13 protein-coding genes and 1 tRNA gene are annotated in these 11,696 nt (G+C 72.9%); 4 read left to right on the top strand and 10 right to left on the bottom strand.

Annotation, left to right across the window (positions count from 1 at the left end):
• Positions 1-161: 161 nt before the first annotated feature.
• Positions 162-551 (bottom strand): 50S ribosomal protein L7/L12, encoded by a 390-nt coding sequence (gene rplL, locus ACSJJR_RS09680; protein ID WP_435943044.1) that lies wholly within the window; start codon positions 549-551, stop codon positions 162-164.
• A gap of 84 nt (positions 552-635) precedes the next feature.
• A complete protein-coding gene (gene rplJ, locus ACSJJR_RS09675) occupies positions 636-1,157 on the bottom strand; it encodes a 50S ribosomal protein L10 (protein WP_435943045.1) in 522 nt (173 codons plus the stop codon).
• Between the two features lie 444 nt (positions 1,158-1,601).
• On the opposite strand from rplJ, the gene ACSJJR_RS09670 reads away from it, so the two are divergent.
• Positions 1,602-2,345 carry a prepilin peptidase gene (locus tag ACSJJR_RS09670; protein ID WP_435943046.1) on the top strand — a complete coding sequence of 248 codons (744 nt, stop codon included), beginning with the start codon at positions 1,602-1,604 and terminating at the stop codon, positions 2,343-2,345.
• A gap of 121 nt (positions 2,346-2,466) precedes the next feature.
• On the opposite strand, the gene rplA is transcribed toward ACSJJR_RS09670, so the two are convergent.
• From rplA to ACSJJR_RS09645, 5 genes are all read right to left on the bottom strand, one after another.
• Positions 2,467-3,156, bottom strand: coding sequence for a 50S ribosomal protein L1 (rplA, locus tag ACSJJR_RS09665; protein ID WP_435943047.1), 690 nt, complete (start codon positions 3,154-3,156; stop codon positions 2,467-2,469).
• A 76-nt stretch (positions 3,157-3,232) separates the two neighbouring features.
• Positions 3,233-3,661 (bottom strand): 50S ribosomal protein L11, encoded by a 429-nt coding sequence (gene rplK / locus ACSJJR_RS09660; protein WP_435943048.1) that lies wholly within the window; start codon positions 3,659-3,661, stop codon positions 3,233-3,235.
• Positions 3,662-3,882: 221 nt separating this feature from the next.
• Positions 3,883-4,680 (bottom strand): transcription termination/antitermination protein NusG, encoded by a 798-nt coding sequence (gene nusG, locus ACSJJR_RS09655; protein ID WP_435943049.1) that lies wholly within the window; start codon positions 4,678-4,680, stop codon positions 3,883-3,885.
• 39 nt (positions 4,681-4,719) lie between these two features.
• The gene (gene secE / locus ACSJJR_RS09650) at positions 4,720-4,956 is read right to left on the bottom strand and encodes a preprotein translocase subunit SecE (RefSeq protein ID WP_435943050.1); all 237 of its coding nucleotides are present in this window, start codon (positions 4,954-4,956) and stop codon (positions 4,720-4,722) included.
• A gap of 100 nt (positions 4,957-5,056) precedes the next feature.
• Positions 5,057-5,129 (bottom strand) — tRNA-Trp (locus tag ACSJJR_RS09645).
• 184 nt (positions 5,130-5,313) lie between these two features.
• On the opposite strand from ACSJJR_RS09645, the gene ACSJJR_RS09640 reads away from it, so the two are divergent.
• Both ACSJJR_RS09640 and ACSJJR_RS09635 read left to right on the top strand, forming a co-directional pair.
• Positions 5,314-6,261 carry a DUF4862 family protein gene (locus tag ACSJJR_RS09640; RefSeq protein ID WP_435943051.1) on the top strand — a complete coding sequence of 316 codons (948 nt, stop codon included), beginning with the start codon at positions 5,314-5,316 and terminating at the stop codon, positions 6,259-6,261.
• Positions 6,262-6,421: 160 nt separating this feature from the next.
• Positions 6,422-7,636, top strand: a complete 1,215-nt coding sequence (locus tag ACSJJR_RS09635; RefSeq protein ID WP_435943052.1) for a pyridoxal phosphate-dependent aminotransferase — start codon at positions 6,422-6,424, stop codon at positions 7,634-7,636.
• A 100-nt stretch (positions 7,637-7,736) separates the two neighbouring features.
• On the opposite strand, the gene ACSJJR_RS09630 is transcribed toward ACSJJR_RS09635, so the two are convergent.
• Positions 7,737-8,978: a phosphotransferase gene (locus ACSJJR_RS09630; protein ID WP_435943053.1), complete on the bottom strand. Its 1,242-nt coding sequence runs from the start codon at positions 8,976-8,978 to the stop codon at positions 7,737-7,739.
• Positions 8,979-9,086: 108 nt separating this feature from the next.
• On the opposite strand from ACSJJR_RS09630, the gene ACSJJR_RS09625 reads away from it, so the two are divergent.
• Complete coding sequence (locus ACSJJR_RS09625; protein ID WP_435943054.1) at positions 9,087-10,127, top strand: adenosine deaminase; 1,041 nt, start codon at positions 9,087-9,089, stop codon at positions 10,125-10,127.
• A gap of 48 nt (positions 10,128-10,175) precedes the next feature.
• Here the strand turns inward: ACSJJR_RS09625 and ACSJJR_RS09620 are convergent, their stop codons facing one another.
• Together ACSJJR_RS09620 and ACSJJR_RS09615 are read right to left on the bottom strand one after the other, a co-directional pair.
• The gene (locus tag ACSJJR_RS09620; RefSeq protein ID WP_435943055.1) at positions 10,176-11,450 is read right to left on the bottom strand and encodes a UDP-N-acetylmuramate dehydrogenase; all 1,275 of its coding nucleotides are present in this window, start codon (positions 11,448-11,450) and stop codon (positions 10,176-10,178) included.
• Positions 11,451-11,571: 121 nt separating this feature from the next.
• Entirely contained in the window at positions 11,572-11,670 is a 99-nt protein-coding gene (locus ACSJJR_RS09615) for a 30S ribosomal protein bS22 (RefSeq protein ID WP_005504750.1), read from the bottom strand.
• Positions 11,671-11,696 lie beyond the last annotated feature (26 nt).

Here is an 11,696-nt window from a genome sequence, read left to right as displayed (position 1 = left end):
GCCGTGTGCGCAGTGCCGATGTCGATACCGAGGGCGCCGCAGCAGGCGGCGAGGCTGCGCCCCGCACCCGGTAGGTACCTTCCTGCCAGCCTCATCGTGCACAGGCCCGACCCGAGGTAGGCGGCCGCTCGCGGGCCCTGGTCACCGGCTCGGGGAGGAGGTCACTTGAGGGTGACGGTGGCGCCGGCGCCCTCGAGCTGCTCCTTGGCCTTGTCGGCCGTCTCCTTGTTGACGCCCTCGAGGACGGCCTTGGGGGCGGAGTCAACGAGCTCCTTGGCCTCCTTCAGGCCGAGGGAGGTCAGGGCGCGCACCTCCTTGATGACGCCGATCTTCTTGTCGCCAGCGGCCTCGAGGATGACGTCGAACTCCGTCTTCTCCTCCTCGGCGGCGCCCTCGGCGGCCGCGCCGGGGGCAGCGGCGACGGCAACGGCGGCCGGAGCGGCAGCGGTGACGTCGAAGGTCTCCTCGAAGGCCTTGACGAACTCGGACAGCTCGATGAGGGTGAGCTCCTTGAAGGCCTCGATGAGCTCGTCAGTGGTCAGCTTCGCCATGATGGGCGTTCCTTCCTGAAAAAGGGTCCTGCGCCGTATGTGGTCAGCACAGGGTCTGTGTGGTGTGGGGGCGGCGCACGCGGCTCAGGCCGCGGTCTCCTGCTTCTCGCGCAGGGCGTCGACAGTGCGGACCGCCTTGGAGGCGGGCGCGACGAAGAGGTACGCAGCCTTGGACAGCGACGCCTTGATGGCACCGGCAGCCTTGGCGAGCAGCACCTCGCGGGACTCGAGCGAAGCCAGCTTCTCGACCTCGGCGGAGTCGAGGACGTTGCCGTCCATGACACCACCCTTGACGACGAGCTTGGCGTTGTCCTTGGCGAAGTCACGCAGGGCCTTGGCGGCCTCGACCGGCTCACCGGTGACGAAGGTCAGGGCGGTGGGGCCCTTGAGGTCGTCGGCGAAGGCCTCCAGGCCGGCCTCGCGGGCGGCGATGGCGGCAAGCGTGTTCTTCACCACGGTGTACTCGGCGTGACCGGCGAGCGAACGACGCAGCTCCCTGAGCTCGGCGACGGTCAGCCCGCGGTACTCAGTCAGCAGCACAGCACCGCAGTCGTGGAACTTGCCCGCGAGCTCGGCGACAGCCGCCTCCTTGTCAGGCCTTGCCATGGGCCCTCCTTCCGTGGTCTGCCGCAGGCGCCCGGGCCCGGGAACGGACAAAGCCCCGCGCCGGCAAGGCACGGGGCTCTCACACCGCACGGGGCGGAGGGGTCTCGTTCTCACCTGCGCTGGCCTCGTCGCCCACGGGCGCCGAGCTTGGTCCTGGTCCTCACGGACCGGGAGACCTGCGGTCTTTGGCAGGTGACACACTACCGGTCCTGGCGCACCGCACCGCAAGCGCTGGGGCGCTCCTGCGCGGTGCGATCGGTCACGTGGGCCGGGCTCGGCGCCGCCGCGCGCCCGTGCGCACCCGCGTGCGCCGGCCCCACGGCCCGGCCCCACCCGCCTGTGGACCGGCGTGCGCACGCGCCCGGCCCCTCCACACGCCCAGCTGTCCACAGGCCGTGGCAGGTGCCGCGCCAGGCGGGAAGGCCTCGTGAGACAGTGGCGGGCGTGCCCCTCGCCCTGCTCGCCCTCACCCTGGTCCTCGCGGCCTGCGGCGCGGCCGTCCACGGGCCCGTTTCCCGCTTCGCCCGCGCCTATGTCGAGGACCTTCTCGACGGTGGCGCCCACGCCCCGGGCACGGGCGCCGGGATGCCCGCCCCCGTGCTGCGCGCCGCTGCTGGTCGCCGCCGTCTCCTGCTCCCCCGCCGGCTAACGGCCCTGTTCCTCGCGGCCGCGCTGCCGGCCTGCGCCGCAGCGCTCGACGCCGGGTGCTGGTGGGAGGCTGCGCTCGCCCTGCCGGTGCTCGCCGCCCTCACGGTGGCCGGGAGCACGGACGCCGTCTGCCACCGGCTGCCCAACCGGTTGCTGGGCCCGGCGGCCGGTTGGGCGGCCGCCTGCTCGGGCGGCGAGGCCGTGCTCCTGGCCCTGGGGAGCGCGCCCGGGCTCGCGCTGTCCGCGCTCATCGGCTCCGTCGGCGCTGCCGCCGTCCTCGGGGGCGTGTGCCTGCTGCTCGCCCTGGCGCCCTCGGGGCTGGGCATGGGAGACGTCAAGCTGTGCGCCCTCACGGGCCTGTGGCTCGGCCGCCTCGGCTGGGCCGTGCCCGTCGTCGGCGTCGTCGCCGGCCTGCTCCTGGCCGGGAGCGCGGCCCTCGCGCTCATGGTCCTGGGCCGGGTCCGGCGCGACACGCCCATCGCCCTGGGCCCGTACCTCATGGCCGGTGCCTACATCGCCTGGCTCCTCGCCCTCGCCTGAGCGCGGATCTCAGGCAGGCGGGGACGCCGCGGCGTCGGCTTCGGCGGTCAAGCGCGGGAACGACGGCGCCGGCCGCCCCACAAGGGGGCGGCCGGCGTCAGCGGTCTCAGGGAGCGACGCGTCAGGCCTTGGTGATGTCGAGCGGGATGCCCGGGCCCATGGTCGTCGTCATCGTCGCCTTGAGGACGTAGCGGCCCTTCGAGGTGGAGGGCTTGAGGCGCAGGACCTCGTCCAGGGCGGCCTGGAAGTTCTCCACCAGCTGCTCCTCGGTGAAGGAGGACTTGCCGATGACGAAGTTGAGGTTGGCAGCACGGTCCACACGGAACTCGATGCGGCCGCCCTTGATGTCGGTGACGGCCTTGGCCACGTCCATCGTCACGGTGCCGGTCTTCGGGTTGGGCATGAGGCCACGGGGACCGAGCACGCGGCCCAGGCGGCCGACCTTGCCCATGAGGTCCGGGGTGGCGACGGCGGCGTCGAAGTCGGTCCAGCCGCCGGCCACCTTCTCGATGAGCTCGTCGCCGCCGACCTCGTCAGCGCCCGCTGCGAGGGCCTGCTCGGCCCTCTCGCCCTGGGCGAAGACGATGACGCGGGCGGTCTTACCAGTACCGTGCGGCAGGGACACGGTGCCTCGCACCATCTGGTCAGCCTTGCGGGGGTCAACGCCCAGTCGCAGGACGACGTCCACGGTGGAGTCGAAGGTCGTGATGGACGTCGCCTTGGCGAGCTTGACGGCCTCGGCCGGGGTGTAGAGGATCCCGGACTGGATCTTCTCAGCGGCGGCGCGGTAGGCCTTGCTGCGCTTGGTCATCTGCTTCTCCTTGCAGTCGTGGTGTGCGGGCCGCGCATGGCCCTTCCACGGTGGTCTTGGTGGGGGTGGCCGCGCCTCAGGCGACCGTGATGCCCATCGAGCGGGCGGTGCCGGCGATGATGGCGGCGGCGGCGTCGAGGTCGTTGGCGTTGAGGTCAGCCATCTTGGTGGAGGCGATCTCCTTGACCTGGTCCATCGTCAGCGTGCCGACCTTCGCGGAGTGGGGCGTGGCAGAGCCCTTGGAGACGCCCGCAGCCTTCTTGATGAGCTCGGCGGCCGGCGGGGTCTTGGTCACGAAGGTGAAGGAGCGGTCCTCGTAGACCGTGATCTCCACCGGGATGACGTTGCCGCGCTGCGACTCGGTCGCGGCGTTGTACGCCTTGCAGAACTCCATGATGTTGACGCCGTGCTGACCGAGCGCAGGGCCGATCGGCGGGGCGGGGTTGGCCTGGCCGGCCTGGATCTGGAGCTTGATGAGCCCAGAGACCTTCTTCTTGGGAGCCATGTAGGGGGTCCTTCTTGTCCGGAGCACTGCACGCCTGCCGTGCAGTGGCGCTCGCGCGCCTGGAGGGGCGCGCACGCACGAGAACTGATCCTAGCCCCTGGCGGGAGAGCCCAGCACCTCCGGTGGGCGGTATCACAGGGCTGGCGGCTGTGACACGCGGCGCCCGGTGCCCACCCCGAGCGGGGGCAGGCACCGGGCGCCGCGTGAGGACGTGGGGCGCCTCAGATCTTGGCGACCTGGGCGAAGGACAGCTCGGCCGGGGTGTCGCGGCCGAAGATCGAGATGAGGACCTGGACCTTCTGGGTCTCGGGGTGGATCTCCGAGATGGTCGCCGGCAGCGACTCGAAGGGGCCGTCGGTGACGATGACGGACTCGCCGACACTGAAGGCGACCTCGTAGACGGTGCCCCCCTCGACCACCTGGGTGAGGGCACCCTCGTCCGGGTGCTCGTTCGCGCTGGCGGCCTGCTTGGCGGCGAGCTCCTCCGGCGTGGGGCCGAGCTGGGATACGGCCTCATCGAAGGTCAGCGGGACCGGGTTGTAGCGGTCGCCGACGAAGCCGGTGACGGCCGGGGTGTCCTTGATGGTGCGCCACACACGGTCGGAGGTCTGCGGGTCGTCGAGGTCCATGCGGACGAACACGTAGCCGGGAATGCGCACACGCGACACCTCCTTCTTCTTGCCCGCGTTCTTGACCTCGACAACCGTCTCCATGGGCACGACGGCGTCGAAGACGTAGTCCTCGACCTCGAAGTTCTCGGCACGGGCCATGACGTCGGCGGCCACGCGGCGCTCATAGCCGGAGTAGGTGTGCAGGACGTACCACTCGCCGGGCAGCGAGGACATGTGCCTGCGGAACTCCTCGAGCGGGTCGGCCTCACGGGCCGGCTCGTCCTGGGGCTCCTCGACGGCGCCGGCCTCGGGGGCCTCGCCCTGGACCTCGACGTCCTCGACGACGGCGGCGTCCGCCTCGGCCTGGGCGGCCTCGACGCTCTCCTCGGGGAGGATCTCCTCGGACACGGTTACCTGCTTTCCTCTGTACGGGGCGTGCGGTGCGGGTCAGGCGAACAGCCACATGACAAGGCGGTCGAAGACCAGGTCGAGCACGCCGGTGAACGCCATGATGGCGACGATGAAGACGACGACGACGGTGAAGTAGGTCTGCAGCTCCTTCGAGGTCGGCCAGACGACCTTGCGGAGCTCGTCAACGACCTCGCGCAGGAAGCGGGGGACACTGCCCAGGAGGCTGGTCCTCCTGGCCTTCTTGCCCTTGGCGACGGCGTTACCCTCGCTCATGCGTGTGACTCCTCGGGGGTCGTCGGTCTCGGTCAGCGCCCGGAGCTGCGGGCGAGAGGACGGAGCCGACGGGATCTCCCGACAGATCCGCCGTTCTCAGCAGGGCAGGCGGGACTCGAACCCACAACCGCCGGTTTTGGAGACCGGTGCGCTACCAATTGCGCCACTGCCCTTCAGCGGTGTCTCATCCTGCCACACGTACCGCGGATCGGGAAATCGCCACCGCCGTGGGCTGCACCACGTCCCTCTCCCGAGGTAGCATCAAGTCATCTGACGTCTGACACGCTCCGTCGTGCCGTCTCCTGCCGGCGCCTGCGCCGCCGCAGCGACCCCCAGCCGTCTCAACGAGGAGAGCCCATGCCCACCACCCCCTACGCCGTCCTCGGCGCCTACGCCTCCCTGCCCGCCACCCGTGAGGAGACCGAGCAGTACTACCGCCTCCTGGCCACTGTGCCCGGCGTGCGCGGCCTCGAGCTGCCCTTCCGTGACGACCTCGGGGACCTTGGCTGGCTCGCCTCGCAGCTCGCCCCCGCCTGGGACCACAACGTCATCACCGCCATCCCGGGCACCATGGTCCGGGTGTGGGCCACCGGCACCTTCGGCCTGGCCTCCACCGACGCCCAGGGGCGCGCCGCCGCCCTCGCCTTCACCCGGCAGGTGCGCGACGGCGTCGAGGCGCTGCGCGAGGCCGCCGGCCGTGACGTCGTCGCCGGCGTCGAGATGCACTCCGCACCCTCCGGCGCCCCCGGCACCGCCCACGACGCCCGCGCCTTCGGCGAGTCCCTGGCCGAGCTGGCGGACTGGGACTGGGGCGGCGCCACCCTGCTCGTCGAGCACTGCGACGCCTTCGTCTCCCCCGACCGCGGCGAGAAGCGCATGCTCACCATCGAGGCCGAGCTCGAGGTCGTCACCGCCCTGCACCGTCCCGACGTGCGCATGACGATCAACTGGGGGCGCAGCGCCCTGGAGGGCCACGACGGCGCCCTGGCCCTGGAGCACGTGCGCCTGGCCCGGGCCGCCGGGGTCCTGGAGGGCGTGACCTTCTCCGGCGCCGGCCCGGTGGACACCCGCTACGCCAAGGCCTGGATGGACGGGCACCTGCCGCTCGACATCGACGAGCCGGGCTCGGTCATGAGCGCCGAGGACGTGCGCGACTGCACCCTGGCGGCCCTGTCCCCCGAGGAGTCCTCCGCCCCCGCGGCCCGCTACCTCGGCGTCAAGTGCCAGGTCCCCGCCGAGGCCGGCCTCCACCAGCGCGCCGCGATGCTGCGGCGCATCCTCGACGCCACCGGCGTCGCCCTGTGACCCTCGCCGCCCTCGGGTGGGGGGAGGATCTCTTTGGGTGGTCCCTTCATGTGGAGACCCCACCCGACGGCTGTGCGGGGCCCCTGACGCCGTGTGCGACGGGCCTGCGCAGGCGGGACGTGTCAGGCACGTTGCCACGGCGCGTGCGAGCATAAGCGCCGTGACTACTGCACCTAGGTCCCGTGTCTCCGCACGCCTGTCCGCCATTGCCCCCTCCGCGACGCTGGTCGTTGACGCCAAGGCCAAGGCCCTCAAGGCCGCCGGCCACCCCGTCATCGGTTTCGGCGCCGGCGAGCCCGACTTCGCCACACCCGGCTACATCGTCGATGCCGCCGTCGCCGCCGCGAAGGACCCGGCCAACCACAAGTACACCCCTGCCAAGGGCATGCCCGCCCTGCGCGAGGCCGTCGCCGCCAAGACGCTGCGCGACTCCGGCTACGAGGTCAGCCCCGACGACGTCGTCATCACCAACGGCGGCAAGCAGGCCGTCTACGAGGCCTTCGCCGCCATCGTGGACCCGGGTGACGAGGTCATCCTGCCCGCTCCCTACTGGGTCACCTACCCCGAGTGCATCCGGCTCGCCGGCGGCAGCCCCGTCGAGGTCTTCGCCGGGGCCGATCAGGGCTACAAGGTCACCGTCGCCCAGCTCGAGGCCGCCCGCACCGAGCGCACCAAGGCCCTGCTCGTGTGCTCGCCCTCCAACCCGACCGGTGCCGTCTACACGCCCGAGGAGCTCACCGCCATCGGCCACTGGGCCCTTGAGCACGGCATCTGGGTCGTCACCGACGAGATCTACGAGCACCTGCTCTACGACGGCGCCGAGAGCGCCCACATCGTCGCCCTCGTCCCCGAGCTGGCGGACCAGGCCATCGTCCTCAACGGAGTCGCCAAGACCTACGCGATGACCGGCTGGCGCGTGGGCTGGATGATCAGCCCCTCGGACGTCACCAAGGCCGCCACCAACCTCCAGTCGCACCTGAGCTCGAACGTCGCCAACGTGTCCCAGGTCGCCGCCCTGGCCGCCCTCAACGGTGACCTGTCAGCGGTTCACGAGATGCGCGAGGCCTTCGACCGGCGCCGTCTGCTCATGGTGGACATGCTGCGCGCCATCGACGGGCTCGTCGTGCCTGTGCCGCAGGGAGCCTTCTACGCCTACCCGAGCGTCGAGGGCCTGCTGGGCCGGAGCCTGCGCGGCACGGTCATCGACTCGTCCATGACGCTGGCAAACCTCGCCCTCGAGCACGCCGAGGTCGCCGTGGTCCCCGGCGAGGCCTTCGGCCGCTCCGGCTACCTGCGCCTGTCCTACGCCACGAGCGACGCCGCGATCACCGAGGGCGTCGGCCGTCTCCAGCAGCTGCTCGCCGAGGCCCGCTGACGCGTCGCGCCCGCTGGAGCCGGCGGCTGCCGGCGGCAGCCCGGCCTCTGCCGGCGGCCCGCGGGTCCCACCGTCCGCCGGCCCCAGCGGGCCTCGGGGCTCAGCGGGCCCCGCGACGCGCGTGGAGCTCGCGCGCCTGGGCGAGCCACAGCTCCGCCCTCGCCAGGCGCCCCTCCGCGTCCGGGCGCCAGGGCCCGCCGTCGTCACGGCGCGCACCGGCCACGAGCGAGAGCACGACGCCCGCGCAGCGTGCGTGCAGCGCGACGGGGTCCGTCTGGGCCTCAGCCAACCGGGTCCAGGTCTCCAGGGCCGGCCGCAGGTGCGGGTAGGAGGCCGGGGCGAGGTGGTCGAGGATGCTCACGTGCCCGAGCAGGCAGGCCAGGTCGTCCACCCGGTGGCCGGGGCCCAGGGAGTCCACGTCGAGCAGCGAGGCGACGCTCTCGCCGTCCATGAGGACGTTGGCCTCGTAGAAGTCGCCGTGCACCGGCACGACGGGGCCGGGGTCGCTCACGGCCATGAGCTGCTCGACCCCCTCGGCGACGGCCCGGGCGCGGGCAGCGTGCTCGGGCAGGACGGTGGCGGCGGCGTGGGCGTAGTGCCGTGCGCGCTCGGACCAGGCCGGGTGACGTTCCAGGGTCAGGGCGGCGCGCGGCAGGGAGTCGAGCAGGGCCGTGAGCGCACCGAGCACCCGCTGGGACTGGGCGGCGCCCATCCCGCGTGAGAGCAGACCTGACAGGGCCACACCCTGCCCGGCCGACAGCAGGACGAGGCCGTCGGGGTCGGCGCGCAGGACCTCGGGTGCCGGCACCCCTGCGGCGCGCAGCATGTGGTGGCGCAGGGCGAAGGAGCCGCAGACAGCGGGTCTGAGGACCTTGGCGTAGGAGGTGGACCCGTCACGGTGGGTCACGCGCACGACGGCACGGCGGGTGGGGCGGTAGGCGACCATCGCCGTCCTCACCGGTGAGCCGAGGCGGTGTGACAGGAGCGAGGGGGTGCAGGCCACCGCCAGGGCCGGCAGCTCGGGGTCGGCGGGGTGGCGCCACACGTGCACGGGCGGGCCGTCGCCGGCCGTGGGGGCGACGCGGTTGACGCCAGGGGCGTGCGGGTTGCTCAGGCGGGCCGTCGTCGCGCACAGGTACTCGGTGCTCTGGCTGCCGTCAGGCCGGCCGACGACGGCGGTGTAGCCTACGCTCACGCCCGCGCCGGGGCGGTGGTGGACGGAGTGGACCTCCCAGGAGAGCAGCCGCTCGTGCGCAGGGGCCAGGGCTGCTGCGAGCACGGAGGCAGCGCGGGGACCGGTGAGGAGGGCGAGCTCCTCCGGCTCCTGGCGGACGTTGCTCATGGGCACAGTCTGCCTCACGCACCGGCGCAGCGGGACAGCCCGCGGGGCGCGCGCAGGCCGAGGGCCGCCGCACCCCGGCAGGACGCGCGCACGTGGGACAATCCGCCCATGCGTGACCTCGCCACCCTGCCGAAGGCGCACCTGCACCTGCACTTCACTGGGTCCATGCGCCTGGACACGCTGGTGGATCTCGCCCAGGCCTCGCGCACGCGCCTGCCCTCCTCCTTCATCGACGGCGACCCCCTGCGCGTCCCGGCCGACCACCGGGGGTGGTTCCGCTTCCAGCGGGCCTACGACACCGCCCGCCACCTGGTCACCAGTGAGGAGGTCATGCGCCGCATCGTCCTCGAGGCCGCCCTGGACGACGCCGCCGAGGGGTCCCGGCGCCTGGAGATCCAGGTGGACCCGACCTCTTACGCCCCCTTCGTGGGCGGCATCACCCCGGCGCTCGAGATCATCCTCGACGCGGCGCGCCAGGCCACCGTCCTCACCGGGGTGGAGGTCGCCGTCGTCGTCGCCGCCTCTCGCATCCGCCACCCGCTGGACGCCCGTACCCTGGCCCGGCTGGCGGTGCGCTACGCGGGCGACGAGCCGGGCAGCGTCGTCGGCTTTGGCCTGTCCAACGACGAGAGGGCCGGGGACACGGCCTCCTGGGGGCCGGCCTTCCGCATCGCGCGCCGGGCGGGGCTGGCCTCCCTGCCGCACGGCGGCGAGCTGCTGGGGCCTGAGCACGTGCGCGACGTCGTCAACGCGCTCGGCCCGACCCGCCTGGGGCACGGCGTGCGCACGAGCGAGGACCCGGCCCTGCTCGACGCCGTGGTGGCCGCCGGCATCAGCCTGGAGGTGTGCCCGGCCTCGAACGTGAGCCTGGGGGTGTACCGCGAGAGCGGGGACGTGCCGCTGGGCACGCTGCTGGCGCACGGCGCGCAGGTCGCGCTGGGTGCCGACGACCCGTTGCTGTTCCGCTCACGCCTGACGGCGCAGTACGAGATCGCCCGGTCCCTGGGCCTGGACGACGCCGCCCTGGCGGAGCTCGCGCGGGGCTCGGTGCGCGCCAGCCTCGCCTCAGCAGCCTCAAAGGCCCGGTGGCTGGCCGAGGTCGATGCCTGGCTCAAGACCCCGGACCCGGCGACCGGCCCAGCAGCCTGAGCGGCGGCGCCCGCTCACCGGCGTCGGCTGCTCACCAGCCGGGCCCGCTCACCAGCCGACGTGGACCGGCTCGGGCACGAGCGTGACACCGAAGGCCTCCTCGACCCCAGCGACGACCTCGTCGCGCAGGGCCGCGAGGTCGGCGGCCGTGGCCGAGCCCCTGTTGGTCAGGGCCAGCACGTGCTTGGTGGACAGCGAGGCCGGTGGCCTGCGGCCACCCGCCGCGAGCGCGTATCCCTTGGGGAAGCCGGCGTGGTCGATGAGCCAGGCGGCCGAGGTCTTGACCAGGCCCTCGACGACGGGCGCCTGGCGGGTGGCGACCTTGTGCGCGTGGTGAGTCACCGGGTACCGCGGCGCGTCCTCGGGCAGGGCCGACGCCTGCTCAGTGGTGAGGACCGGGTTGGTGAAGAAGGAGCCGGCGGACCAGGTGTCATGGTCGGCGGGGTCGAGCACCATGCCCTTGGAGGCACGCAGCGCGAGGACAGCCTCGCGCACCGCCCTGGCACTGACCCGGTCCCCGGTGCCCACCCCCAGGGCCGCGGCCAGCTGGGCGTAAGCGATGGGGGCTGACAGGCAGGCCTGGCGCACGTGGAACGTGACGGACAGGACCACCCAGCGGCCGGTCGGGCCCCAGGTGCGTCCTCCACCGACCGTGGCGTCGGTGAGCGAGCGCTTGAGGGCGGAGTCGCGGTAGGCCAGGTGCAGGTCGGCCAGCGCCAGGTGGACGCGGCGTCGGCGCAGGCGGTCCCAGGCCTGCACGGAGCCCAGCAGCTCGGCGACCTCCGTGCCGTAGGCGCCGACGTTCTGCACGGGCACGGCCCCGACGGTGCCGGGAATGCCGGACAGGGGCGCGAAGCCGGCCCAGTCGGAGGCCACGGCCTGGCGCACGAGGTCGTCCCAGGTCGTGCCTGCGGTGGCGGTGACCTCGACGCCGCCGCAGGCACAGTCCGACACGAGGGTGACCTCCTGGCGGGCGTCGCGCAGGACAAGACCGTCGAAGCCGGCGTCGGAGGCGAGGATGTTGGAGCCCCCGCCGACGACGAGCAGCGGGGTGCCCGCGTCGTCGGCCTCGCGCACGGCCTCGATGAGCTCGTCCTCGGTGGTGGTCTGCTCGTAGGAGCCGATGGGGCCGCCCACGCGCAGGGTGGTGAGCTCGGCCAAGGTCGTCGGGGCCGGGCCGTCGAGGGGGCGGGCGAGGGCGCTGACCGCCCCGGGCCAGGGCGAGGGCCCTGCCGACAGGGGCCGCAGGCAGGCCTCGTCCCCCTGCCGGGCGGTGTCCGGGGCCGTGGAGGTCCTCGGCGAGGGGACGTCGTGGTCGCTCATGTCTGCTCCGCTCGGTTCTGGGCTGCGGGGCCAGGATAGGGGGCGGGCGGGGGGGCTCACGCCGGCTCACCGCGGGGGAGGTACGCGTGTGCCCGGGGCGCACGGCCCCGGGCACATCCCGTCACTTCTTGTTGCGACGCTGGTGACGCGTCTTGCGCAGGAGCTTGCGGTGCTTCTTCTTGGACATGCGCTTGCGGCGCTTCTTGATGACAGATCCCATGGGGACTCCTCATAGTCGTGCGTGCC

The organism is Actinomyces sp. W5033, from assembly GCF_051303165.1.
The sequence above is the reverse complement of the archived record's forward strand: the minus strand, read 5'-3'. Positions and strand labels throughout refer to the sequence as shown.

Bases quoted from the DNA above. Each gene is read 5' to 3' on its own strand.
- ACSJJR_RS09620 (WP_435943055.1), bottom strand. From the start codon at position 11,450: ATGAGCGACCACGACGTCCCCTCGCCGAGGACCTCCACGGCCCCGGAC.
- rplK (WP_435943048.1), bottom strand. From the start codon at position 3,661: ATGGCTCCCAAGAAGAAGGTCTCTGGGCTCATCAAGCTCCAGATCCAG.
- rplJ (WP_435943045.1), bottom strand. From the start codon at position 1,157: ATGGCAAGGCCTGACAAGGAGGCGGCTGTCGCCGAGCTCGCGGGCAAG.
- rplL (WP_435943044.1), bottom strand. From the start codon at position 551: ATGGCGAAGCTGACCACTGACGAGCTCATCGAGGCCTTCAAGGAGCTC.
- ACSJJR_RS09625 (WP_435943054.1), top strand. From the start codon at position 9,087: ATGCGTGACCTCGCCACCCTGCCGAAGGCGCACCTGCACCTGCACTTC.
- ACSJJR_RS09630 (WP_435943053.1), bottom strand. From the start codon at position 8,978: ATGAGCAACGTCCGCCAGGAGCCGGAGGAGCTCGCCCTCCTCACCGGT.
- rplA (WP_435943047.1), bottom strand. From the start codon at position 3,156: ATGACCAAGCGCAGCAAGGCCTACCGCGCCGCCGCTGAGAAGATCCAG.
- ACSJJR_RS09640 (WP_435943051.1), top strand. From the start codon at position 5,314: ATGCCCACCACCCCCTACGCCGTCCTCGGCGCCTACGCCTCCCTGCCC.
- ACSJJR_RS09615 (WP_005504750.1), bottom strand. From the start codon at position 11,670: ATGGGATCTGTCATCAAGAAGCGCCGCAAGCGCATGTCCAAGAAGAAG.
- secE (WP_435943050.1), bottom strand. From the start codon at position 4,956: ATGAGCGAGGGTAACGCCGTCGCCAAGGGCAAGAAGGCCAGGAGGACC.